Genomic DNA, 25,089 nt, shown 5'->3' with positions numbered 1-25,089 from the left:
GCATTTTTACTAAAAATGATTAGTTATTTTATGAGTTGCTTACTCCAGCGTTTTTTTCCGCTGGTACGTAATATTGCGCTTGTGCTGCTCTTCTTCGCTCAGACGGCGGTCAACATCAAGCTGCTGGTTGATCTCGCGTTTGAGTGAACGCATGCAGGATTCGCACATGTTGCCTGTACGGATTGGTTCACCGCATTGCTCACACGGATAGCCCAGATTCGGGGTTCCTGCGACAGAGATTCGTCCGTCTTTGATGAAACGGGTAATCTGCTTGACAGACACACCTGTTGCATCGCTTACCTGGTGGATTGTCGAACCACGGTTTTCACGTTTGCGTAAGAATTGAGCTACTTTTTCATATTCTTTCTCTATCTCTTGGTAGCATTTCGGGCATACATCACGTACGCCGCGGACAAATAATACATCGCAGCGCACACAGTTCGCCAAATTAGCCATCACCATATAGATTGCCCCCTATAACGAACAGGTAATTGGAATAAATTCATATTACCCCAAACTCGAATTCTTGACCATGGCAAACTCAAGATATTTGATGGCAATTTTGTTGGCATTTTCCGACAAACCGCGCTGTTTCCTGTAGATTAATCTGTCTCTTTTTGTTATCCTCACATTCATAACGTTAGAAAATGATCAAAGTTGATCAGGAATATGACTGCCCCGACCGAAAAAGATGATAAAATAAAATGGACATCTCACACGGCATAAAGCAGTTGTTGGATACTGAATAGACCGACACCGCATATCTTAAATAAAACCATGAACATTGGAGGTACACCTCGTGATTATCTTGAAAAGCAAAGAGCAGATCGAAAACATGCGTGAGGCGGGCAAGATCCTTGTCGCAGCCCACAAAGAGATCAGGAAACTGATCCGCCCTGGAATCAGCACATGGGAGATTGACCAGTTCGTCGATCAATTCCTCGCTGAACACGGAGCCACTCCAGAGCAAAAGGGCTACAATGGATACGAATTCGCAACATGTGCTTCTATTAATGATGAGATCTGCCACGGCTTCCCGCGTAAAGAACCATTGAAGAACGGTGATATCGTCACAATCGACATGGTGGTCAATTATAAAGGATGGTTGGCTGACTCTGCCTGGTCCTATGGAGTGGGTACCATCTCGGATGAAGCCGCTCGCCTGTTGGAAGTAACCAAAGCATCTCTGTATAAAGGGATTGAACAGGCAGTCGTCGGAAATCGCATCGGTGATATTTCCCATGCAATACAGTCTTATGCGGAAGGTCTTGGTTATTCTGTTGTCCGTGACTTTACCGGACATGGGATCGGTCAATCCATCCACGAAGATCCGCATGTGCCTCACTATGGCCCAGCCGGCCGAGGACCTCGTCTCAAAGAAGGTATGGTCATTACAATCGAACCGATGATCAATATCGGAACGTATCACGACACCATGGATGACAACAACTGGACCGCACGCACACTGGACGGTAAGTTGTCCGCGCAATATGAGCATACGATTGCGATCACCGCTGATGGGCCGCTGATCTTGACCAATCAAGACGAGTAGTCAGTAAGCAGAACAGAAAAAGAGATGGCTTCGGATAGAGTCCTGACGGTACTTGGCTGTCAGGGCTTTTTGGTGTTGGTTCTTCACTTTCGGTTAGATGTGCTTATCCATACGTCTTGTCGCTTATGAACGGCAGACGGTCAGACTGAGAATGCGGGCTTCCCGGAGAGCAGGAATCTTCCTGAGTGTCTGGGCACAGGAACGGATGGTTGCTCCCGTAGTATAGATATCGTCGATCAGCATAATGGCGGGAACGGTGGCTTTGCCCGGTGCAGCTGATATTCTCGGGACTTCATCGTATGTTGCTGGATCTCCTGTGGCATGGGCGGGTAAAAAGGCATCGTTCATACTGACCATCCGTGACTGTTTGCCTGTCTGCTGACTAAGCTTGGTCGTGTTCTTTTGGCGGGTCAGCAGCTTTCGAACCGGTAATCCAAGCTTACGCCCTACAGCTTCAGCGAGGAGCTCTGTCTGGTTGAACCCCCGCTCACGCAGACGCTGGTCGTGCAGAGGGACATAGGTGATCAGCTCAATCCCCTGCTGATCATAATGTCGATACCAGGCAATCAGCAGCAGGGTGGAAAAGAGCTGCATGAGACGTTCATCCCCACGGTATTTATACACGCCGATCAGATTTTTGGCCCAGTCATCATAACGAATGGTACTGCGGTTGGTGATCTGCAGCTGCTCCGGAAAACCGCTGCAATCCCCGCAAATAGCTTGTGTGCCCCGACTGTTCACCAGCATATGCCTGCCGCACACCATACACCATGGATCATGCAAAAAGGGGATTCGACTGATACAGGTGGCACATAGCGGCAACTGGTTAAGCAGAGAGTAGACTTTTGGGTAATGGTTGGTGCGGACAAGCATCGCTGCAAGCTGGCGGATCACTCCTGTACGCGCATGTCCTCCGATCGACTGACCACAGGTGAGACATGGCTGTCTGCTCATTCGGCAACTCCCCGTTGGATTCGGCTTGCCAGCTGGTTCATCTGTTTGATCTGGGCAATCGCCTGATAGGGTGCCTGTACACGATGCTCCATCAAAAACAGGATCGTCCCACCCGGTGAATTTGCCGAACGCCCTACCCGTCCGGCAATCTGTACCAATGATGCCTCATCAAAAATACCAGCATCTGCTCCCAATACGATGCAGTCGCTTCTTGGGATCGTTACACCCCGTTCGAGAATCGTGGTTGTGACGAGCAAGACAATTTCTCGTTGGCGAAAACGAAGTACTTTTTCTTCCCGCCCCTGATCAGCAGCATGGACACCCTCAATCCGCTCTGCATAACGGGGCAGATGGTACCTCAGATAGGCTATGACAGTGTCCACGTCCCCGATCCGAGGGACAAAAAAGAAGACTTGCCGCTCCTGTTCCAGTGAGTCTTCCAGTGGCTGGATCACCTGCGGAAGCGGTTGATTGCTCTTAAGCTTGTTTTTCCACCCCTGTACAATGACGGTCTTTGGAACTGGCAACGGGTGTCCGTGATAACGGCTTGGCAAGATGACATGGGTCGCGGATGCGTGGGGCAATTCCTGCTTGATCTTGAACAGCCTTGAGATGCGGCACCATAGTCGGCATAGTCGGTTCTGGCCTGCCGTTGCCGATGGTGGAGCATGATGCGGGCGCACCAATTTGTCACGCAAATACTTCGGCGGCGTGGCACTCAGGTACAGTATCTTTCCCTGCTCCGAAACGGCCCGATCCACAGCTCTGTACAACGAGTGATTATTGTGAAAAGGGAACGCGTCCACCTCATCGACGATCACTAATGCAAACCGCCGATAGAACCTCATCACCTGATGTGTGGTCGCGATAACCAGCTCACCCTGCTCCCATTTCTCCGTACTCGAACCATGAATCGTCAAAGTCGTCACATCCGGAAATACCCGCGTAAGACGCGGAGCCAGCTCCAATACCACATCCTTGCGCGGAGTAGCGATGCAGACCTTCCCGCCTTGGCTCAATACTTCTTCTACGACAGGAAAGATCAGTTCTGTTTTGCCAGCCCCGCAGACGGCCCAGATGAGAAAGGCGGTCTCATCTCCATTCACAAAGCCCCTGGCCCTGCTCGCCACTTCTGCTTGAGCCGGGGAGTATTGACCTGTCCATTGCAGCAAGGGTTGCCGATGGTGGACAGACAGCGAGTGGTCGGCTGAACACAAAAGTGGTGTACAGCACTTGGCCCGCCCCATCTGCAGACATGCGGTACAATATGCACAAGCCTGCCGACAAGAATGGCATACGGTCAGCTTGATCTGCTCCATTTCCCCACAACGCAAGCAGACAGGTACAAGCTTTCGGGACAACAGTCCCTTGCGCAACGTAAGGGAAACACCCGGCAGGCGCAAGACGGCACCTTTTAACACCAGCCATTGAACAGCCGCCTCGGACAGATGTTCACCAGCCCGTTTTTGCTGATGCAGAAACTCCACTTCCTCCCACAGCAGGGACCGTCCCATGAGCAGCTCATGCATACGGCCTGCCTCTTGCTCCAGCTCCCGAAAAGAATAGTGACCATCCTCCAGCTTGACCATCCCTTCGTCCGAGTCATCTGTCTGAGCAATCCCGCCTGCTTGATCTGCCACACCCAGACCATGGATATCGTCCGACAAAGACCACGGGTTAAATGTAAAAGCAAATGGCAGCTTCCCCATGTCTTTTTCTCTTGCAAGCTGCTGCACAGACTTGTTATAGAGCATAGTCTGTTCCTCTGCCAACCGATGAAGGATCCTGCTATCAACGCGATTGCCGCCCCGTCCCTCCGCCAGCCTCATCTCCATCCGTTCCTTCAACGCAAAGACGAGTGCCAACGACGGACTGCTCCCCAATACAATCAACCGTCCCGCTCCTTGCTCTCGCCAAAACAGCTGGTCAACAGAAAAACATGAAGTGATATACAGATGAATACCACGCTGAGCGGTTTGTCCGGTTTGCTCCGTTTCCTTACCATACATAATATATTCCCTCGTTGTATCCAACGAATGTAACGAACCCAACGCGCTCATCCCACTCAACGTAACTCCCCCGATCTTTTCCCTTTCTCTTTCAGTTTGGAAAAAGACAGAACCTTCTGCAAGAAAATTTCCATAACGTTTGAACAACTTGTTTAGTGGGCATATAAAAAAGGAGAGCATTTCCAGCTCCCCTTTACCTTTAGGCATTGCGTAGGTCAATTGTGATGGTGCTTCCATCCTCTGCCGCAGGATCTGCGATGAGGAAATCCAATGTTCGTTGATAAATCTCTGTCATTTTACCGGTGTAGTCATGGGAACCTTCATCGACAAATGAGATTCGGATCGGCCTGCCAGACATGCTTGCCCGAAATAACAGTCCCCGCATCACCATCTCCAAGCTTTGCTCCGAATTACGCAAAAGCAGTTGATAATGAACGCACGGTTCTGCCACTGGAGTCAAGGTGTGTGCCAACACGAAATGACAAAGGCTTACCAAGAGGGCGGAGCAACCATATGCCGCAAGCAACCAAACCACAATATCTGCTACCACGGTCATCCCCTCCTACAAAACAGGGTATGCGGCACAGCTTGGTCTGGTTGCATTTTTTAGACAGATTCCTGTATGACTAGAGTTTTACCCAGCCGTTTTTGATGGAAATAACAACAGCCTGCGTACGGTCTTGCACGTTGAGCTTTTGCAAGATGCTGCTGACGTGGTTTTTTACAGTTTTCTCACTGATAAACAGGAACTCACCGATCATGCGGTTGCTTTTCCCTTCTGCCATCAGCTGCAGCACTTCACGTTCGCGGCGGGTGAGGGATTCAATAATGCGCGGGTCAACCACTGGTGTATCCTCAAGCGAAATGGAGCGGTCCATGGTCTCTTCCTGCTCACTCAAGCGACGGAATTCGTCGATCAGCTTGCCGGTTACTTTTGGATGCACGTAAGCACCGCCTTGGGCTACAACGCGGACAGCTTCAACCAGATCACTGGTCGCCATTTCTTTGAGCAGATAGCCGGTTGCACCGGAACGCAGAGTGCGGTATACATAGCCTTCATCATCGTGAATGGACAGAATGATGACACGGGTATCAGGGCTTACCTTGACGATTTCTTCTGCAGCAGAGACGCCGTTTACTTTTGGCATGTTAATATCCATCAGAACAACATCCGGTTGATGCAGCTCAACCAGACCTGCCGCCTCTTCCCCATCGGAGCCTTCCCCGACTACTTTAAAATCATCTTCCATCTCCAGAATACGTTTTACACCCTCACGGAACAATTGATGGTCATCCACCAACACAATACGAATTTCACCCGAATGTTTTTCCATATTGACTAACCTCCTCTTTTTTATTGGTACCAGTACTATTTCGATGCGTTTGGTTGCAATGGGATTTGGAACATGACCTTGGTTCCCTGATTCACCTCAGATGTGATGGTCATTTTTCCTTCTAACAGCTGTGTACGCTCCTTCATGCCCATGAGACCGAAGGATTGGCCGTTTTTATTGGTCTCAGAAACCTCGAACCCGACACCATCATCTTTGACGACGAGAAACAGGGTCTCCGGTTGAAACTCCACTTTGACCTGGACGAATCTCGCTTTTGCGTGCTTCGCCACATTGTTCAGGCATTCTTGAATCAGACGGAATCCAGCCGCCTTGAACGAGCTTTCCAACTGCTGCTCTTTGCCGAAGACGACAAGGTCTACTGTTACCTTGCTGCGTTCCTCGAAGTTTTGGATGTATTTTTGCAGAGTCGGAACGAGACCTAAGTCATCGAGTGCCATTGGACGCAGGTCAAAAATGATCTTGCGCACGTCAGCCAGACTAAAGCGTACCATTTCTTTGAGTTCGTGCAGCTCAATCTGCGCTTCCATAATACGGTCGTTCTTGAGCATCTTCTCGACGATCTCGGTACGCAGCACGACGTTGGCCATCGATTGGGCGGGACCATCGTGAATGTCCCTGGCTACCCGTTTCCGCTCCTCTTCTTGTGCTTGAATGATTTTGAGTCCGAGCAATTGATGCTGCTTGGCTGTTGCCAGCGCATCTTCCACCTGACTTAAATCACCTGTCAAATAGCCGAGCACAACGCTCATCTGGCTGAGCAAGCCTTCTGCTCTCGCCACGGTTTCCTGAATGTTGCGCAGGCGCAGCTCCAGATCATCACGGCGGCGGCGCAGGTTCTGCTCACGCTCACGGGCCAGTGACAGTTCTACTTGAATGCTGTTGGCTTCTTCGTATGCAAGACGGATATCCTCTTCCGAAAAGCTCTGGAAGTTACGGCTGACCATCACCAGCCGTTGGCGGGCGCGGCGTGATTTGAGATCGAGCTGATCCACATTGGTAATCACTTCGGCAATCACTTGACGCACTTCATTGATTTCTTTTCGGATCGTATTGCATTCATGACGTGCACTCTCTGCAATTTCAAAAATCTGTTCCTTGCTCATTTCAACGGTTTTAATGGTCTTTTTAAATACCCCGTCAAGCAGGGTTATGTCGATAGCCTTATCCATGATTTCTCTCCTTATTCCGTTTTGGCGGAGGTGAAGAGTTCAGCGAGTTCTTCTGCTCCTACTTCGCGCAGTCCTACATCAAACCGCGGGATGCCGTACGGATTGACGCCCGGTTTTACTACGCCGTTGTTGGAGTTGAATACGTATTCAAAGCCGGCTTCCTTCGCAACATCCAGCACGGTCTTGCTGCTGTATCCGTGTGGCAGTGAAATAGCGGGCATACTTTCGCCCAGCCAGTCTTCGAGCGCGACGCGGGACATCATAAAATCCACGTACAGGCGGTTGCGATACTCGTCATCATTTTCTAAACGCTGTAAATCTTCGAGGTAAACGGGTTCCGTCCCTGCCTTCAGCTCGCCCCATTCGTTTTTTTCTTGCTGCTCATGCAGGCTGTACGTATGGGATGCGACTTCAATCAAGCCGGATGAACGCATTTCCTCCACCTGCTGAAAACTTAGCGGAGTAGTCATTTGTTCCCGCTTCCGCTCTACACTGTCACGCAGGCGGCTGGCAATCACAAAATTGACAGCAGGAAAGTTGAATTCCCGAAGAATCGGGTACGCCTCTGTGTAAAAACTCTCATATCCATCGTCAAACGTGATCAGCACTGCATTCTCCTGTGTCAGAATGCCGGTATCGACGAAGCGCAAAAACTCCTTCAGGGAAATCGGATGCAGATCATTTTCATACAAGTAGGTCATTTGGGCTTTGAACTGATCAGGCTCAATGACATACTTTTTGTCTGAGTCTTGAGAAACGTGATGATAATTTAGGATGACAACCTTATCTTTGTACCACGTTTGTTGTTTGGGTTCTGTTACTTTCTTCACCGTATCAGACGGGGCAGTCACGGGTAAAGGTTGCACCGGAATTGGTGTTTTTTCTGGATTTTCTTGTGTGGGCATCATACCAAGGAACATTACCGTAAGAAACATCAAGGCGAATGCTGTCAAAAAGGCCCCTCGTTTTTTCACACCAATACTCCTCCATTTCTACTAGTTAACCATTCGACAGGGAACATGAATATCCTTTTATGGATTGTGTGGGAATGCAGGTAAAGGTGCCCAATAGAAAAAACCCGGCACAGGTGGCCAGGCTTTTTTCCGTATGAAAATCGATTTATTTCGCGAGCGCAGCAGCATCTTGCTTGAGCAATTCTGCTTTGTCTGTGCGCTCCCATGGAACATCAAGGTCGTTACGGCCAAAGTGACCGTAAGCCGCTGTTTGTTTGTAGATTGGACGACGAAGGTCGAGTTGTTTGATGATACCAGCTGGACGAAGGTCGAAGTGCTTGCGAACGAGCGCAACCAGATCTTCTTCGGAGAGGGAGCTTGTACCAAATGTATTTACGCTGACAGAAACAGGTTGAGCTACACCGATCGCGTAAGCAACTTGTACTTCTGCACGGGAAGCGAGACCTGCTGCTACGATGTTTTTCGCAACATAGCGGGCAGCGTAAGCACCGGAACGGTCAACTTTTGTCGGATCCTTACCGGAGAACGCGCCACCGCCGTGACGAGCGTAACCGCCGTAAGTGTCAACGATGATTTTGCGGCCTGTAAGACCCGCGTCACCTTGAGGACCACCGATTACGAAGCGGCCGGTTGGGTTGATGAAGTATTTGGTTTCACCATCAAGGAGGTTAGCTGGAACTACTGGCTTGATTACGTGTTCCATCAGGTCTGCTTGGATTTGCTCAAGAGTTACTTCTGGAGCGTGTTGAGTAGAGATAACGATGGTGTCGATGCGAACCACTTTACCGTCTACATACTCAACCGTAACTTGAGTTTTGCCGTCTGGACGCAGGTATGGCAGAGTGCCGTTTTTGCGAACTTCAGTCAGACGACGAGCGAGTTGGTGAGCCATGCTGATTGGCAGTGGCATCAATTCTGGAGTCTCATCGCAAGCAAAACCGAACATGAGACCTTGGTCACCTGCACCGATTGCTTCGATTTGCTCATCAGTCATTTTACCTTCGCGTGCTTCGAGAGCTTGGTCAACACCAAGAGCGATGTCAGCGGATTGCTCGCCGATTGCAGTGATTACGCCGCAAGTATCAGCGTCAAAACCGAATTTCGCACGGTCATAACCGATTTCGCGGATGGTTTCACGAACGAGTTTTTGCATATCCACATAAGTGCTGGTAGTGATCTCACCTGCGAGCAGTACGAGACCAGTGGTTACGGAAGTTTCGCAAGCTACGCGGGCATTTGGATCCTTCGCGAGGATTGCGTCAAGAATAGAGTCAGAGATTTGGTCACAAATCTTATCCGGGTGACCTTCTGTTACTGACTCAGAGGTGAACAGACGACGACCTTTTTGCAGTTCCATGTAAAAAAGACCTCCTTAATATAAAAAGATGTTCTTTTATGATGCCGAGTTGGGTTATTTTTCTCTCACAAAAAATAAACCTTTTCCTAAGTTGCTGAGGAAAAGGTGCTTTTTATGCGTTCCCTAACCTCTTATCGGCCAGAATGTAACCATTCTGCTGGTTAGCACCGTACGCAACGGTTGCCGGGCTTCATAGGGCCAGTCCCTCCGCCTGCTCTGGATAAGAGCGTATCCACGTTCTATAGAATATCCTTTTTTAAAATAGGTGTCAATCTTCTTTCAACATGATGTTTCATTTTTTTACAAATCATTCATTTTTTCTCTATTATTCTACGGAATACTTTCCTCGAATCATGATGTATGCTATCCCGTTATAATCATCTGCCAGTCGCAGACCGCGCGAGTCAGAGCGGGCAATCAGCAGCAGGTGGTTCAATCCGACCAGTGTCCCACCGCTGAGGTCTGCTCCTGCTGTAATATCCGTCAAACCGTCTCCATTTATACCTGATACGGCGACGACTCTGCCGGTACGGACGATGAATTCCGTGCCTTCATAGCCATAGAGGACTTGTCCGGGTGACAGCTGTTCGACCACAAGCGACTTTCCGCTTGAGCCTGTGACCTGTGCGATTTTTTGATCGACATAGCTTTTGGTGACGACCGGGTCATTGGCTGAGCCTGGGACTCCAGGGGCTTCCGCATAGACCGGGACGGTGAAGAGAGCGACTGCAGCCAGACTTAGGCTCACCAGTCTTTTTGAATATTTCACGAATCATTCCTCCTTGCGTTCGTTACCGGGTGGATGCTCACAGATGTGTTCGTCAGAGACGGAATGCTTTGCTTAAGAATACCGCCATTTCGCCGCGGCGTACGGCTTGGTTCGGACGGAAGGTTCCATCTTTGTACCCTTTCAGCCAGCCGTTGAGGGTGAGGATCTCGATTGCCGGCGCTGCCCAGAAATTGCGTTTGACGTCGCGGTAGGACGATTGGCGCGGATAGAGCAGCATGTGCTTGGCGCGGGCGACCATCACAGCCATCTCAGCACGGGAGATCACCCGGTCAGGCTGGACGGTGTTGTTCTCATAGCCCTGCATAATCCCAAGCTCACTGACCTGCATGATACTGCTGTAGGCCCAATGCTTGCGGGAGAGGTCGCGGAACGGATTGGAGCCTGTTTTGCCGACCTCAAGCCCATTGCTCTTCATGGCGCGGAGCAGCATGGTGGCAAACTCGGCACGGGTGACCCCTTTGTCAGGACGGAAGGCGTAGTCCGAAAAGCCTTTGACAATCCCTTTCTGGGTGAGACGGACGATTTCTTTTTTGGCCCAGTGGGTACTGATGTCACGGTAGCCTGAGATCAGCGGCTGTTGGATCAGCTGAATTCGGTAGCTGTCATATTTGAACGGCTTGGCGCTGTCGAGACGGATGTAGTAGGTTCCCGGCTTGAGCTTCATCTCGAAGATATTGCGGCCGCGCTTGGAGAACTGGGCCACTTCGTCCTCGGAGAACAAGACGTAATCAAGCGACTGGTTGTACATCGTAAGCCGCACTCCTGAGTCAACCGGTATGTATGGAGCGCGAATGGTCACATAGGAGTCAGAGCTTACGCGGAAGGAGTACCAGTCATAGTCAGAGCGGGTGGCAAGCGTGCCAGTCATGAAGGAATTGGTGCCGAGCTTGGTGGCCTGACGGTAGGTATCGTTGGGCTCATTGGTGTCGGCCCGCTCCGGGGTATAGGTCAGATCCAGCTTATACTCCCCATTGACTGCTGTCGGAATATAATTCGATACTTTAATGAAGTAACGCCCTGGGGTGACATCCATCAGAATCCGTTCGGTCGGGTCCTTGGGGGTCCCATTGTCAAAAGGGGGCAGTGGATGATTCTTATCCCCCTCCTTATAAATCGCTACGACCGGGTCCATCCGGCGGGTGTCTGGTGCAACCACGATATTGAGCTTCCCGCCGCTGCGCACATAATACGAATACCAGTCCGTATCACCTGGGACGTTGAAGTTGCCTGTTACGCTGACACGGTTGCCTGGTGGAAGTGAGCGGTAGGCTGTCTTTTCGTTGTTTCGCTCATAGCCGTCTGGGCCGATCGTGAAGCGGTTGGTCAGTGTGTAGGCGAAATCGCCTGAGCCACTCCCCCGCTCCAGCTTGTAGAACAGCCGTCCGGATTGGGTCGGGATCGTCAGTGTGTCCCCATCGGCGAGATAATAGGTGACGGGCCCGCGCCCTTCCATGTAAAAGGTAGCTGCAATCGGTGCGACCGCTTTGGAAGTAACCGATGCAGTAAAAACCAGCTTGCCGTCATAAGGGACATCCGTATAGAACCAGTCAATCGTATCGTATGGACCTAGGCGGGAGAGGTTTTGGGACTCAATCGGAAATGGTGTCGCCTTACTCTGGGTGTTGTTCGGTTCGCTGATATCGCTGGAGAGCTTACTGCGCACGGCTTTTTCGATGTTGAGCAGACCGTGGCCGGATTTGCGGTCCCAGCCGTTTTCTGCGATGTCCGTTGCTGAGCCGAAAAGAATCTGACGAACCTCCAGTGGAGTAAGGAAAGGCTGTCGGGACAGAACCATCGCCGCCGCTGCCGCCACTTGCGGAGTGGCAGCAGACGTACCCGTCATCGGGCTGTACTTGCCGCTCATCGCTGTGGTGTAGATACTGACGCCAGGTGCGACAATATCAATCTCCGGTCCATAATTGGAGCTGGAGGTGACCACGTTGCTGCCGTTGACCGACCCAACTGAGATGACGGTCGGATAGGCGGCCGGGTAATCGACACGGTCTCCCTCGTTACCGCTGGCTGCTACGACCACAACGCCTTTTTCCTCTGCGTAGTTGACGGCCTCCTCCAGAGCAGGGGCGTGATACAGATAGGCAGCTGACATACAGATGACCTTGGCTCCTTCACTGACAGCACGGTAAATTCCTTTTGCCAGTGTATTGGTATCGGTCTCCCCCTGCTTGTCCAGCACCTTAATCGGCAGAATTTTGGCACTCCACATCACGCCCGATACCCCGATGCCGTTGTTCCCCTTGGCCCCGATAATCCCTGCTACCTGTGTCCCGTGTCCCTTCATATCACGGGCAGGTTCCTTGGGCACCAGATTAATCGTCGGCAGCAGGTTGCCCTGCAGGTCAGGATGAGTAGCGTCCACACCGGAATCAAGGACAGCAATCTTGATGGCAGTAGTACCCTTGCTCACCGTCCACATCCGGTCGGCCCGAATCTGCTTCAGATGGGTCTGGTTATGGTAATACTTATCGTTCGGGGCGATATAGGCCGCGTGCGCAGGCTGGGGGTGATAGAGCGTGACCAGCAAGGCGACTGCACTGATACTCGTAACAGCTGTGCGGCCCCGGCGTTTCCATTTCTTTTTCTTCATGACGGTCCCCTCAATTCTCCACTGTCTCTCTATTGTTTTCGGGAAAAGGACGAAGGATGAAAAGGCTTAATAATCTAGCGGATATACTCGATCTCTGGCGCTTCCCCGTCTTCCCCTGTGGTTTTCTCTATCTCTACTGTGCTGCCGTCTACATAACGAGTATAGCGGTCAGACATTTTTTGTGTATCAATCGGTCCGAATGCCGCCTCTACATCATCATACGACAAAATGTCTTGGAAGACTGCCATTTTTCCCAGCAGGATAAAATGGGACTGCGAATAATCAACCTGGCTCAGCAGCTCGAGAGCAATTTCTTGATTGTCCATAAGTTCATCCATACTAAACATTACTGGTGTCGCTCCACCGATGTACAACCCCTCTTCAACAACCGGTGCCGCCTTCACCATAGAAAATCCGACCATAGACAAGCAAGCCATGAGTAGAACCAACGAAGCCAGGAATTTTTTCAGATGAAGCATGTTCCTACCCCTCCTTGTTGTGGATATTCCTATTCTAGCATAGAGAATCGGCAGGACGGACTAGTTCTGTTCTATGCAAATTATACTAATCTATTTTTTTGACTTCAATTTCAAGGAAATGTTGCGTATCATCTAAATAATATCCTTGATTGGAGGAACAGCGAACATGCGAAAGCCGATAAAACGCCTCCTGATTCCCCTCCTCAGTATGGTGATGGCGACCGTACCTGTCTGGGGCAGTCCGTCTTACAGCTATGCCCGTAATCAGTCTCCGACCACTGCCGCAACTGAACAGACAGCGTCAGAGCTATTGGTCGTCTGGAACCATAAACATAAGACTAGTCCCTATCGAACCGCTGCGGCCCGTCCGTTCACGATCAACCATATAACCGCCCAAGAAAAACGTCTCGCTCCTGATGTCAGCCTGATCAAAGCCCGGTCTGCCGAGGAGGCACAACTACTGCAGGATGCACTCCAAGCCGACCCCGGTGTAGAATCGGTCGAGCCGAATCAGCTGTTACAGCTTCAACTGCCAGACCGAAGCGAAGCCGCTCTTCGCCGGGCGATGCAGGCAGATGGGGAGCGTCCGGATGACCCGATGTTTGATCAGCAGTGGATTTTTCCTTTTTTGCATGTGACAGAGGCGTGGGGCCTGCTTCCTCCTCCATCTGAGCATGAGGTAAAAGTAGCCGTGATCGACTCGGGTGTGGAGATGACCCATCCTGATCTGTTGCCGATTCTTTTGCCCGGTAAAGATTATGTGGACAATGATGCCTATCCGCTCGATCTGCTCGGGCATGGGACACATGTGAGTGGCATATTGGCAGCCAAAAGCCAAAATCGAGAAGGAATCTCCGGGCTAACAGGTTCAACACCAGTAAAAATCATCCCGCTCCGCATCCTCGACGCCAAGGGCTTCGGCAGTGTCTCATCCGAGGTGCAGGCGATCTATGATGCCGTGAATATGGGGGCCGATATCATCAACCTGAGCCTGGGTGCGGATAGCTATTCCCAAGCAGAGGCGAGAGCCGTCCGGCATGCTATCGAGCAAGGCGTCATCGTCGTAGCCGCCACAGGCAATGAAGGTGGGGATGTCTGCTATCCGGCAGCTCTGCCCAATGTGATCGGTGTCGGAGCATCTACCCGGCGTGACAGTATCTCGTGGTTCTCCAACTATGGCCGCGAAGTGGATGTGATCGCCCCTGGTGAAGACATCCTGAGCACTGTGCCGTTTGATGTGAATGAGACTGGCTACGAATACTCAAGCGGCACCTCCATGGCGACCCCTGTCGTCTCAGCCCTCGTCGCCCTGATGCGTGCCCAAGACCCACAGATCACCACTGAAGAAGTGACGGATATCCTGCGCACGACCTCTGTCGATCTCGGCATAAAGGGACGCGACCGCTATGCTGGGTATGGACGAATCGACTACCGTGCCGCTCTGCTCCGGTTCTATGAAAACCGCACAAGTGCCAATGAGACCTATACGATGAAAGCCTTGCGCCAAGATCCGTCCCACTTGCGCGAACTGTTCACTGACTACAAAAGCAACGACATTTTTGTAAAAGCAGCTGACGGCAGTCTGTATACCTGGGCTGAATTACTCAAGCTCACAAGCCGCCTCTCTGACCTGCTCGATGATGACAAAACCACGCTGAGCGTTGCCCCTGACCATACTGCAGAGGGTGGGTTTATCCAATCGGTCACACCTGACTGGCAGACAACGGTGAGCGACCCCAATCCTATGATCGAAGTCACACTGGATGTCCCACTCACCTCCGCTCATCTGAGCAAATACATGAAGGTGATTGACTCCAAAGGTAAAAGGCTGGCCGGCATCCGATTCAAGCGGGTATCATCCACCAACACCTTTACCGTACAGTCAAACCGACCGTTCCTGATGAATGAAACCTACCATCTCCTCTACATGGACACCCTGCCGATCGTCCAATTTACCGTAACGGAAAAAACCAGCTCGTTCCCTGTCTCCCAAGCTCGGGTCGAATTCACATCCCTGCCGGTGCAGACAGACATTCCGCTGGACAAGACTTTTGAAGTGGGATTCAGCAAACCGATGCAAGCAGGCAGTGTAAACAGCTCGACGGTCTGGCTGGAAGATGCCCAAGGCACCGAGATTCCAGTCACCCTGACGCTTCTAGCAGACCAGCGGCGGGCAACAGTCGATCCAATCCAAGATCTGTTGCCAGGACAGACCTACTATCTGAAGGTCTCTGATTCGACGCAATCGGTAAAAGGTGTGCGACTCAAACAGGCTGTTGTGCTGCTGTTTCACACCCGCTCATCATCCTGAAATCATCTACATGAATCAACGCATGACAAAAACCCCCGATCTTCACACAGGATCGGGGGTTTTGCTGTCTCGATTGCCTTATTGGATCAAGCCTTTAGGTGCAGGCTGTTGCGGGATAAAGCTGTCCTCAGACGCATCTGGAATATGTGCGCTGCACTGATGGGCATCGACATTTTCCCGTTGGATCGAGTCTTCTGGGATATAGAAGCCGTAGAGACGGGTCTGACCAGCCTCGACCCAGAGGTTTTTCAAGCCATAGTTGACACGGGCAACCAGATTGCCTGCCTGATCTTGCACGATGATCGGCACTTCGGTGATCTCCACGCGGCTGCCCAGACCGTTGCCCAAGGACACGATGACCTTGATTCCGCCCTCTTCCACGTTGGTGAGACCCACCACTTGCAGATCGACACGTCCTTGTGTCGGAGCCTTGGCTGCTTCGGCTTTGAACAGGGACTCCTCTTCTTCGGTCAGACCGTTTTTGATTTCAAGCAGTTCTTCTGCACGCTTGGATTGCTGATGCTTCTCACGGTCGATGGAGAGGAGCAGAAGGACTTCCTGCTCTGGCACCTTGGTGAACTCATCCCAACGGAAGAAGAAATCATATGGACGGCTCGACATATCAGCCAGTCCGCCGAATCGGATCATGTCAAATGTCTTGCGTGCGACCACTTCGCCATCCACTGTGGTAAGCACCAGCGGCAGCTTTTCCATGAAAATGTCACGGTTGGTCGCATTGCGCAGGAATGCCAGCACAAGATAGCCTTCTTCTGTTACGTTGTTGAAAAACGGTATGACACCGATCTCGTCACGTACAACGGGAGGCAGTTGGTCATGGATAAATTGGAGCAGGTCCATATCCATCTCATCCAAGCGTCCGGCCCATGGGCCAAACAGACTCATCTCCAGTTCATTCGAAGGAATCCGGTTTGATGATTCTTCCGGTTTTTCCAGTCCGGAAATCCCTACATAAGACTCGGTTTGCAGATAGTCTTGGACGTCTTCGCGAACTTTCTCCAAGCTTTCCTTGTTACCGAACCAGTTTTCCAATAACCAGCTCATATGTACTCATCCTCCTGGTTGACGATGCGCTTATTTGTCAGTTGCAATCAGTTTCCATTTGTCCAGTGATGCATCCGGCTTCTTGATGATATCTGCCGGGAACACAACGAGCCAAGGCTTCGTCGTACCGGGCTTGACCACCACTTTGCTGGCATCGACGGAACCCTTTGCGATCAGGTCATCGTGGGCATCACGGACTTCAATCCGCAGTTTTTCCGGAGAGTAGACCGTGTCACGGGCATTGCGAATCAGCAGGCCGATTGCCAGATGCCCTTCTTTGGTCTTCCCGATATCAAAACCGGTGATCTCCGTCATATTGTACTTGAGTCCTGGAAGCTTATGGGCCAACCTCTCAAGATGGGCTTTCTGCTTGTCTGTCATACGGGCTTCCATCGCCGGATCGATATCCAGATTATGCGGCCAGATGTATGTCGTTTTGGTGCCTAAATTCAGCATGACTTTCCATGACTTGAAGGCAAAGTTGTCGCTTAGGAAGGTCTCTCTCGGGAAGAAGACTTCCCACGGACGGCTGGACATCGGCGGGATATTCCCTACGTCAGACAGGTTCAGCTTCTGACGGGCAAACGGCTTGCCATCGAGCACAATGGTCAACCCGACGTTCTCAATCTTCAATTGATTCGGGGTGGCATTGCGGACGAACAGAGCCACGGTGATGCCATCCTCGCCCGGAATCAAGCTGAAACCGATTACACCAATCGTACCCTCATGCATCGCAGGCAGGTCTTCCTGCAGAAAGCGGAGGGTGTATTTTTTCTCTGTGTCCAATTGCTGCTCCCACACCGGATGCAGGGACAATGCTGTTTTCACTTTGACTTCTTCAGCAGAAACGTATGTAAGGTCACCTTCCGCCTCGGGAGACGTGACAGATTCCTGGGACAGGTCTTGTTTGATTTCATCTACAGACCGCAACTCCTCCGTGTCTTTTCCACGAAACCAATTCTTCAAAAATTGAAACATAGATATCCTCCTTCCGTTCCCTAAATCTATTTCCCTATAATAAAGCTTTTGTCAAAGAGGGTCAAATCATCAAGAAATTACAGAGAATAGACTCCCCAGCGGGACAGATCCGGATTCTCTTTCTGCACGGCTTCTTTTGGGAAAATAAACAGCCAAGGCTTGCTTGTATCAGTATCGAGCTTGAAGTTTTCCAGCTCAAACATGCTTTGCGCAACCACGTCACCTTGGGCGTCTTTGATCGCCAATGGCAGGCTGTTAAGGAAAAGAGGTTGTTTTGTCCCATTGCGAAACAGTACAATCACTTGCAAAGAGCCGTTGGTGAGTGGATGAAGGCTGACGCTTTGGAGATTGATCTCGCCCTCGTTGATCGGCGGAAGCTTCTTAGCCAGATCGATGAATGCCTGTTTTTGCCCGTCGGAGAGTACCTTGAGCCAGGATTCCTCCATCTCCAGCTTGTGCGGGAGGACCAGACGTTTTTGCGCCTGCTCGAACGCCAGCTTCCACTTCTTGACCATGATATTATGTGCCAAAAAGTTATCGCGGTTGAACACGAAGCTCCAAGGTCGTGCCGAGTGAGGTGGCAGCTCACCGAGTTCAGCCATATTGAATGACTGTCTGGCAAACAGCACATCATCGGGCAGGACGATGCAGAGTGTTCTTTCTCCTAACGTAAGCGGCTGGTCCGAACCGTTGCGCACGAAAGCGGTCACTTCGACGCCGTCTTCATGCGGGATGATTTTGAGACCCTGCACGGCCATGTAGCCCGCTGGCAACGGTTCCAACTGGTTGACCATGAAGGCCAGTGTGTACTTCTGGGTGGGATCGACTTTATTTTCCCAGTCTGGATGCAACGACAGGACGGTTTCCGGAGCCGTCTCTGCTTGTTGTTCCGTGGCAGCAGCTTCTGTGTCCTCACCGGCTGCTTCTGTCTGCAGGATGGATGCCTCCTGTATCTCTTCTTTCACGGCTTCCTTGTCTTTTCCGAGTAAGCTCTTGATAAACGAAATCATAAAGAACGCTCCTAACCCCGATTGTTTTTTATTTGTCCTCCACTATAGCATAGTTACCTGCCATTTACCAAAATGCACAGGTAAAGAAGGGTTTTCCTGCTTGGAGCAAGAATAAGGAATTTAACACTATTCAACAATTTTAACAAAATGCTTGGTGGTGAATAATATGAACCAAAAATCCAGCCCTGCTACGATCCTGGTGGCGGACAACGAACCCGCCGTTCTTGAGGTAATCAGCGTGGCTTTGACAAGGGAAGGCTACCACGTGATCCCTGCCTGTGATGGGATGGAGGCTCTGGAAGTGCTTCGTTCCCAACCGGTTGACCTGGCTATTTTAGACATTATGATGCCCCGATTGACCGGCTTTGATGTCTGCCGGATCGTCCGGGGAGAGAGCGATATACCGATTCTGTTTTTGAGCGGATTGCAAAATGAAGTAGATAAGGTGCTCGGTCTTGGGCTGGGTGCCGACGATTATATTATGAAGCCATTCGGAATCGCGGAGCTGAATGCCCGTGTCGCCGCCAACCTGCGCCGCTACCGGGGAAATCCGTTCAGCAATGGCGCTGGGACAGGCATGGGTGTCGGATCGGACAACTCGATGCTTCACTTCGGGCCGATACAGATTGATGTGAAGGGCTTTACCATTCTCGTAGACGGAACTCCGCTTCCTTTTTCCCAAAAAGAGTTCGAGATCGTCTGCCTGCTTGCCCTCTCTCCCGGCACAGCCTTCTCCCGCGAGCAGATCTACGAAAAAATCTGGGGCGCACAACCGATGGGCGAGACTGCGACCGTCACCGAACATATCAAAAAAATCAGGCAAAAATTTCTCCAAGCGATCCCCGGGTTCGACCAGATCAAGACCATCTGGGGTGTAGGCTATAAATGGGAGAAAGACAAGGCCGGCTGAACATACTCACATACATGGCCATCCGGATGCCGCAGGATGACGACCCGTCCTGTGGGTCGCTCGGTAACAGGTGCGACGATCTGACCGCCTTGGTTCTCGATCATTCGGATGGCCTCCTGCACAAAGACGGGGGATGACCGAAACGATTTGCATGAGGGAGTCCGCTCCTTTTTTTATTAAGTAATTAGATATCTAACTATCTTCTTGTGAAAAGTGTAGCACAGGGTTATTCCCCTTGCAAAGGTTCGTTACATTTTTTGCTTAAATCAACCAAGGTCATCCACTCTTCCTCTGTAAGCCGGGCAGAGAGGCGATCGACCATCGCTTGATGGACAGGGCCCACTTCACGCAACAGCGCAAGTCCTGCGTCGGAGAGCACGACCAGACGCATGCGGCCATCACTTTGGATGCGTTCACGGTGAAGCCAGCCTTTTTTCTCCAGTGAGCCAAGCAATGCCGTGATGGTAGGCCGGGTCACCAACAGACGGTCGCTTAATTCGGAGGGCTGCAGCTTTCCACCTGCCTGCCAGAGTACGCCGAGTATATTGAACTGAGCCGGGGTAAGACCATAGGGGGCGAGGTGCTCCTCAATCTGGCGCAGGAGCGACTGTGAATTTTTCAGATAGGACAAGATGTGTTGCATGGATGGACACCCCCCTCGTTATTTTCCTCACGATATCAGCCGTGCCGCGCTTCTGTCAAGGGCTGGTCCTTGTGTATACTAAAGGAAAAAGGGAGGGCTTGGTATGACGATGATCCGGCTGCATTGTTACTCGTGTGAACAGACATCCACCATCCCGCTTCATCACTGGTCGTTTGAGGCGGACACCGTAATCTGTCCCTTTTGTGAGCAGGTCATGGATGGCAGTCACAAATCAGCGATGGACGGTGCGATTCAGTATCTGCGGGTGGCGAATGAACAGATGAAGGAACCTTTTCGTGAGGGAACGACGAGATTTGCCTTTGAGGTGGACGGATTCGTGAAGAAGGAATAGGAAAACGGCTTTCCAGCAAGAAGCCATTTGCTTAGGAAAGCCGTTTTGGATATGACGGAACGGGACATGCCCCTCCTCTGTCTAAGTCACTACTTCAATAGAATCAATCCGCTTCATAACCTCGTCTCTGAGATTGCTCAGCTTCTCTTTGGCACTCTCTTCCGTGTCTGCCTGGACGGCGAAGTAGAATTTGATCTTCGGTTCTGTGCCGGATGGACGGAGGCAGAACCACGAGCCGTCTTGGAGCAGGAAGAACAGGGCATTTTCCTTGGGCAGGGTCAGCGGGGTGCGCTCTTGGGTCAGCAGGTTGAGCGCTTGCCGGCTGGCATAGTCTCGCAGTTCCTTCACCTGCTGACCAGCGATGGTGAGGGGTGGATGGTTGCGCCAGGACTCCATGATGGAGCGGATGCTCTCGACACCGTCTTTTCCAGTGAGGGTGCGGGATTCCAATGCTTCGAGATGGTAGCCATAGCGTTGGTAGAGGTCTTGGAGTGCGTCGTAGAGAGTTTGGCCCTGCGCTTTGTAAAAGGCAGCCATTTCGCAGATGAGCAGCGTCGCCATCACCGCATCCTTTTCACGGACGAAGGTGTCAGCCAGATAGCCGTAGCTCTCTTCATAGCCGAAGGCAAACTGTCGGTCGCAGGTGCGCTCGAACTGACGGATCTGCTCGGCGATGTATTTGAAGCCGGTCAGCGTGTTGATTGTCTTGACGCCATAGTCGGTGGCAATCGCTTCACCAAGGCTGCTGGTGACGATGGTTTTGATCATGGTGGCGTTGGTCGGGAGCAGGCCGCGCTTTGCTTTTTCAGAGAGAAGATAGGAGAGCAGCAAGGCACCAGTCTGGTTACCTGTCAGCACCTGATACTCGCCCTCCCGGTTACGGACGACGGCACCGACGCGGTCACAGTCAGGGTCGGTCCCTACGATGATATCGGCATTCGTCTCACGGGCCAGCCTGATGGCAAGGGCAAAAGCTTCCCGCTCTTCCGGGTTCGGATAGCGGACCGTGGAGAAATTCGGGTCTGGCTGCTCCTGCTGTGGCACGACATGCAGCTGGGTAAAGCCTGTCACACGCAAAACGCGCTGGATCAACAGATTGCCCGCACCGTGCAGCGGGGTATATACAATAGAAAGATCGCCGGCATGCTCAGGATTCAGCACCATCTGAGCGAGCCTTGTCACATAAGCCTGATCAATCTCTGAACCAATCCACTGCAAAAGTCCGGTCTCTTCCGCCGCTTCACGGGACAGACGGCGTACATCAGAGAAATCTTGCACCTGTGCAATCGCTGAGATGATGGCATCTGCTGTGCTGGCAACGATCTGGGAACCGTCTTCGGCATAGACTTTATAGCCGTTATATTCAGAAGGATTATGACTCGCAGTGACGACAATCCCAGCCTGTGCCCCCAACTCCCGTACAGCGAATGAAAGCTCTGGTGTCGGTCGCAGAGAATCAAACAAGTAGACACGGATTCCATTGGCAACCAAAATACAAGCCGCTTCCAGCGAGAGCTCGGCAGACTGGTGGCGCGAATCATGGGCGATGACCACCCCTTTTCGTGCTACATCCGCTCCCAGACTCAGCAGGTAATCTGCCAACCCTTGGGTAGCACGACCGATGGTATAGCGGTTGATCCGGTTGGTTCCGGCTCCGAGAATCCCGCGCATCCCTCCTGTACCGAATTCGACTTGCTTGTAAAAGCGGTCTTCCACTTCTTTTGGGTTATGGTGCAAGGAACGTAATTCTTGCTTGGTCTCTTCATCGACATATGGACTGGTAAGCCAGTGCTGGTAGAGTTCAACTGCGTTCATAAAGGCCTCCTCGGGCAACAGAGTAATCTTTTCTACTCTATTGATATGAGGAGGCCTTCGGTATTAGAACTTATACGCTAGATTTGCTTACAGATGTAATGGATTGCAGGTGCTGTAACAAGCCGTCCCGCAGATCATCACGCATCAGCGCAAAATCGACAGTGGCTTCGAGGAAGCCAAGCTTGTCCCCGATGTCGTAGCGTCTGCCTTCGAATTCGAGTGCGACCATCCCTTGGTCTTGGGCCAGCAGACGCAGGGCATCGGTAAGTTGAATCTCCCCGTTGGCTCCCGGCTCGGTTTTTTCCAGATACGCAAAGACTGACGGGTGCAGAATATAGCGGCCCATCACGGCAAGATTGGACGGTGGATTGGCCTTTGGTTTTTCTACCAGATCGACAACCTCTGTCTGGGTACCTTCCTGCATTCCTGGGGTGACGATTCCGTATTTTCTCGTTTCCTTCCAGTCGACACGCTGTACACCGATCACGGATTTTTCCTGCTGATTATAGACTTCGATCAACTGCTGCAGGCAGGGCTTATCGCTGTGTACGAGGTCATCACCTAACAGGACGGCGAACGGTTCATTGCCGATGAACTTACGTGCGCAGTAGACGGCATGTCCCAAGCCGAGCGGTTCCTTTTGGCGGATATAGTGGATATCGACGAGGTTGGAGAGGTCATCGACGATTTTGAGCAGGTCTGTGTCATTCTTTTCGCGCAGCTTCAGATCCAGCTCCAGTGAGCGGTCAAAATGGTCCTCAATCGCCCTTTTGTTGCGTCCGGTCACAATGATGATATCTTCAATACCGGAGGAGATCGCTTCCTCCACAATATATTGAATCGCAGGCTTATCTACGATTGGAAGCATTTCTTTGGGTTGGGCTTTGGTTGCAGGCAAAAATCGTGTGCCCAAACCTGCGGCAGGTATAACCGCCTTTTTGATCATAAGATTCATCTCCCCGTTTCACTCATCTCTCTCTTATTCTAGCAGAAGTCTGCCACTTCCCTATATAAAAAAAGGGAGGTAATCCCTCCCTTTCTCAATCCGCTTATTGATCTACCAGCTTCAGAACAAACGCTTGGAGCTCCTGAAGCTTGCTCTCTGCCTTGTCCACGCTTTCTGCTGTGGCACTGAAATAAAACTTGATCTTCGGCTCTGTACCAGATGGGCGAATCGCCACCCAACTGCCGTCACGCAGCACGTATTTGAGAACGTTAGACTTCGGCAGGCCGTCGATGCCCTGCTTGTAGTCTTTGCTTGCTTCCACTTCGACCGATCCGATGTGGGTTAGCGGGTTGTTGCGGAGATTGTCCATCATGGACGCGATCTTTTCTTGGCCCTCTTTGCCTTTGAATGTAAAGGAAGAGAGGTCCTCCAGGTAATAGCCGAACTTCTGATAGACTTCTTCGAGCACGTCATAGAGTGTCTTGCCTTGCGATTTATAGAAGGCGGCCATCTCAGAGGCGATCATGGCAGCTTGTACTGCATCCTTGTCACGGACAAAGTCGCCGATGAGATAACCGTAGCTTTCTTCATAGCCGAACAGGAAGCGGTACTCCCCGCTTTGCTCGTACTCCGCGATCTTTTCCCCGATGAATTTGAAGCCAGTCAGGGTGTCAACCGTCGTCACATCGTATGCAGTAGCGATCGCACGGCCAAGCTCAGATGTCACGATGGTCTTGAGCATGACTTCGTTGCCTGCGAGCAATCCCTTGGCTTTCTTTTGCTCCAAGATGTAGTAGAGCATCAGCGCTCCGGTCTGGTTGCCGTTGAGGATGACGTATTCGCCTTCACGGTTCTTGGTCACGACGCCCACGCGGTCAGCATCCGGATCGGTTCCGAGAACGATGTCGGCATCCACTTCTTTGGCCAGTTGGATGGCCAGTTCGAATGCCTGGCGCTCCTCTGGATTCGGTGAGGTGACGGTCGGGAAGAATCCATCCGGCTGCTCCTGCTGCGGCACGACATGTACGCGGGTAAAGCCCATCGCCTGCAGGATGTTGCGCACCGGCTTATTGCCTGTCCCATGCAGCGGAGTGTAGACGATCCGGAAGTCTTCTGCTACCTGCTTAATCGCCTCAGGCTGAAGCGAGAGAGTCAGCAGGCGCTCTGTGTAAAGGCGGTCGATTTCCTCTCCGAGCATCTGGATCAGGCCTTTTTCCTGACCTTCTTCCAGTGTCAGGTAAGGAAGCGACAGCTCGTCCTCTACCTTTTCGATCTCGGCGAGGGTCGCATCCGCGCCGGTCGGCGGGAGTTGACCACCATCTTCACCATATACTTTATATCCATTATATTCAGGCGGGTTGTGGCTGGCGGTCAGTACGATTCCACCAGCTGCCTGAAGATGCCGCACAGCAAACGAGAGCATCGGAGTCGGACGCAATTCACAGAACAGATACACCTTGATGCCGTGATAGGCAAACACACCTGCCGCCGCCTGCGAAAATTCAGGGGACATCTGGCGGGAATCACAGGCGATCACCACGCCTTTTTCACGTGCCCCTTCCACTTGGTTGATCAGATAACGGGCAAGCCCTTCTGTCGCCCGGCGTACGGTGTACAGATTCATGCGGTTGGTCCCTGCACCGATGATACCGCGCAGACCCCCTGTACCGAATTCCAGATGACGATAAAAGCGGTCTTCGATTTCTTTCTCATCTGTCAGCCCAGCTAGTTCTTTTTGCAAAGATGCCTCAAGTGCCGGGTACTCAGCCCAGCGTTGGTAAGCTGTACGGTAATCCTTCAACATATACACCCCACACT

At 51.6% G+C, this 25,089-nt stretch carries 23 protein-coding genes and 1 riboswitch; of the genes, 4 read left to right on the top strand and 19 right to left on the bottom strand.

Going from position 1 to position 25,089, the window contains the following annotated elements; genetic code table 11:
* Positions 1-39: 39 nt before the first annotated feature.
* Positions 40-462, bottom strand: a complete 423-nt coding sequence (locus FGI41_RS14965; RefSeq protein WP_139491155.1) for a TIGR03826 family flagellar region protein — start codon at positions 460-462, stop codon at positions 40-42.
* Between the two features lie 337 nt (positions 463-799).
* Here FGI41_RS14965 and map point away from each other — a divergent pair, with 337 nt between their 5' ends.
* Positions 800-1,552, top strand: a complete 753-nt coding sequence (gene map, locus FGI41_RS14960) for a type I methionyl aminopeptidase (RefSeq protein WP_139491154.1) — start codon at positions 800-802, stop codon at positions 1,550-1,552.
* Positions 1,553-1,675: 123 nt separating this feature from the next.
* On the opposite strand, the gene FGI41_RS14955 is transcribed toward map, so the two are convergent.
* The 10 genes from FGI41_RS14955 to FGI41_RS14910 form a co-directional block, all read right to left on the bottom strand.
* The gene (locus FGI41_RS14955) at positions 1,676-2,506 is read right to left on the bottom strand and encodes a ComF family protein (protein ID WP_139491153.1); all 831 of its coding nucleotides are present in this window, start codon (positions 2,504-2,506) and stop codon (positions 1,676-1,678) included.
* On the bottom strand, positions 2,503-4,515 hold the full coding sequence (locus FGI41_RS14950; RefSeq protein ID WP_139491152.1) for an ATP-dependent helicase ComFA: 2,013 nt from the start codon (positions 4,513-4,515) through the stop codon (positions 2,503-2,505). The genes FGI41_RS14955 and FGI41_RS14950 overlap by 4 nt, the downstream gene beginning before the upstream one ends.
* 199 nt (positions 4,516-4,714) lie before the next feature.
* Positions 4,715-5,065 carry a hypothetical protein gene (locus tag FGI41_RS14945; protein ID WP_139491151.1) on the bottom strand — a complete coding sequence of 117 codons (351 nt, stop codon included), beginning with the start codon at positions 5,063-5,065 and terminating at the stop codon, positions 4,715-4,717.
* Between the two features lie 76 nt (positions 5,066-5,141).
* Positions 5,142-5,849: a response regulator gene (locus FGI41_RS14940; RefSeq protein WP_139491150.1), complete on the bottom strand. Its 708-nt coding sequence runs from the start codon at positions 5,847-5,849 to the stop codon at positions 5,142-5,144.
* Positions 5,850-5,884: 35 nt separating this feature from the next.
* Positions 5,885-7,039: a sensor histidine kinase gene (locus FGI41_RS14935; RefSeq protein WP_139491149.1), complete on the bottom strand. Its 1,155-nt coding sequence runs from the start codon at positions 7,037-7,039 to the stop codon at positions 5,885-5,887.
* An 11-nt stretch (positions 7,040-7,050) separates the two neighbouring features.
* Positions 7,051-8,013, bottom strand: a complete 963-nt coding sequence (locus FGI41_RS14930; protein ID WP_255298475.1) for a polysaccharide deacetylase family protein — start codon at positions 8,011-8,013, stop codon at positions 7,051-7,053.
* Between the two features lie 145 nt (positions 8,014-8,158).
* Positions 8,159-9,364, bottom strand: a complete 1,206-nt coding sequence (gene metK, locus FGI41_RS14925) for a methionine adenosyltransferase (protein ID WP_176560288.1) — start codon at positions 9,362-9,364, stop codon at positions 8,159-8,161.
* Positions 9,365-9,498: 134 nt separating this feature from the next.
* Positions 9,499-9,597: riboswitch (SAM riboswitch) on the bottom strand.
* Between the two features lie 98 nt (positions 9,598-9,695).
* Positions 9,696-10,139, bottom strand: coding sequence for a hypothetical protein (locus FGI41_RS14920; RefSeq protein WP_139491147.1), 444 nt, complete (start codon positions 10,137-10,139; stop codon positions 9,696-9,698).
* A 52-nt stretch (positions 10,140-10,191) separates the two neighbouring features.
* Positions 10,192-12,765 (bottom strand): S8 family peptidase, encoded by a 2,574-nt coding sequence (locus FGI41_RS14915; RefSeq protein ID WP_139491146.1) that lies wholly within the window; start codon positions 12,763-12,765, stop codon positions 10,192-10,194.
* Between the two features lie 74 nt (positions 12,766-12,839).
* Positions 12,840-13,244 (bottom strand): hypothetical protein, encoded by a 405-nt coding sequence (locus tag FGI41_RS14910; protein ID WP_139491145.1) that lies wholly within the window; start codon positions 13,242-13,244, stop codon positions 12,840-12,842.
* A 166-nt stretch (positions 13,245-13,410) separates the two neighbouring features.
* Between FGI41_RS14910 and FGI41_RS14905 the strand changes: the two genes are divergently transcribed.
* On the top strand, positions 13,411-15,555 hold the full coding sequence (locus tag FGI41_RS14905) for a S8 family serine peptidase (RefSeq protein WP_139491144.1): 2,145 nt from the start codon (positions 13,411-13,413) through the stop codon (positions 15,553-15,555).
* Between the two features lie 78 nt (positions 15,556-15,633).
* Here FGI41_RS14905 and FGI41_RS14900 read toward each other — a convergent pair whose 3' ends face one another.
* From FGI41_RS14900 to FGI41_RS14890, 3 genes are all read right to left on the bottom strand, one after another.
* Positions 15,634-16,617, bottom strand: a complete 984-nt coding sequence (locus tag FGI41_RS14900; protein ID WP_139491143.1) for an SLAP domain-containing protein — start codon at positions 16,615-16,617, stop codon at positions 15,634-15,636.
* Positions 16,618-16,647: 30 nt separating this feature from the next.
* The gene (locus FGI41_RS14895; protein ID WP_139491142.1) at positions 16,648-17,595 is read right to left on the bottom strand and encodes an SLAP domain-containing protein; all 948 of its coding nucleotides are present in this window, start codon (positions 17,593-17,595) and stop codon (positions 16,648-16,650) included.
* Between the two features lie 77 nt (positions 17,596-17,672).
* On the bottom strand, positions 17,673-18,605 hold the full coding sequence (locus FGI41_RS14890) for an accessory Sec system S-layer assembly protein (RefSeq protein WP_139491141.1): 933 nt from the start codon (positions 18,603-18,605) through the stop codon (positions 17,673-17,675).
* 166 nt (positions 18,606-18,771) lie between these two features.
* On the opposite strand from FGI41_RS14890, the gene FGI41_RS14885 reads away from it, so the two are divergent.
* Positions 18,772-19,515 (top strand): response regulator transcription factor, encoded by a 744-nt coding sequence (locus FGI41_RS14885; RefSeq protein WP_139491140.1) that lies wholly within the window; start codon positions 18,772-18,774, stop codon positions 19,513-19,515.
* On the opposite strand, the gene FGI41_RS25475 is transcribed toward FGI41_RS14885, so the two are convergent.
* Together FGI41_RS25475 and FGI41_RS14880 are read right to left on the bottom strand one after the other, a co-directional pair.
* Positions 19,485-19,619 carry a VOC family protein gene (locus FGI41_RS25475; RefSeq protein ID WP_255298474.1) on the bottom strand — a complete coding sequence of 45 codons (135 nt, stop codon included), beginning with the start codon at positions 19,617-19,619 and terminating at the stop codon, positions 19,485-19,487. The genes FGI41_RS14885 and FGI41_RS25475 overlap by 31 nt on opposite strands.
* Positions 19,620-19,741: 122 nt before the next feature.
* Positions 19,742-20,158, bottom strand: coding sequence for a MarR family winged helix-turn-helix transcriptional regulator (locus FGI41_RS14880; protein ID WP_139491139.1), 417 nt, complete (start codon positions 20,156-20,158; stop codon positions 19,742-19,744).
* A gap of 103 nt (positions 20,159-20,261) precedes the next feature.
* On the opposite strand from FGI41_RS14880, the gene FGI41_RS14875 reads away from it, so the two are divergent.
* On the top strand, positions 20,262-20,510 hold the full coding sequence (locus FGI41_RS14875) for a hypothetical protein (RefSeq protein ID WP_139491138.1): 249 nt from the start codon (positions 20,262-20,264) through the stop codon (positions 20,508-20,510).
* A gap of 81 nt (positions 20,511-20,591) precedes the next feature.
* Here the strand turns inward: FGI41_RS14875 and FGI41_RS14870 are convergent, their stop codons facing one another.
* From FGI41_RS14870 to FGI41_RS14860, 3 genes are all read right to left on the bottom strand, one after another.
* A complete protein-coding gene (locus FGI41_RS14870) occupies positions 20,592-22,325 on the bottom strand; it encodes a phospho-sugar mutase (protein WP_139491137.1) in 1,734 nt (577 codons plus the stop codon).
* 70 nt (positions 22,326-22,395) lie between these two features.
* Positions 22,396-23,280, bottom strand: coding sequence for a UTP--glucose-1-phosphate uridylyltransferase GalU (galU, locus tag FGI41_RS14865; protein WP_139491136.1), 885 nt, complete (start codon positions 23,278-23,280; stop codon positions 22,396-22,398).
* A 94-nt stretch (positions 23,281-23,374) separates the two neighbouring features.
* The gene (locus FGI41_RS14860; RefSeq protein ID WP_139491135.1) at positions 23,375-25,075 is read right to left on the bottom strand and encodes a phospho-sugar mutase; all 1,701 of its coding nucleotides are present in this window, start codon (positions 25,073-25,075) and stop codon (positions 23,375-23,377) included.
* Between the last annotated feature and the right edge of the window lie 14 nt (positions 25,076-25,089).

It is taken from the genome of Brevibacillus dissolubilis (assembly GCF_006170445.1).
GTDB classification, from domain to species: domain Bacteria; phylum Bacillota; class Bacilli; order Brevibacillales; family Brevibacillaceae; genus Brevibacillus_B; species Brevibacillus_B dissolubilis.
This window is presented reverse-complemented; position numbering and strand designations above follow the sequence as displayed.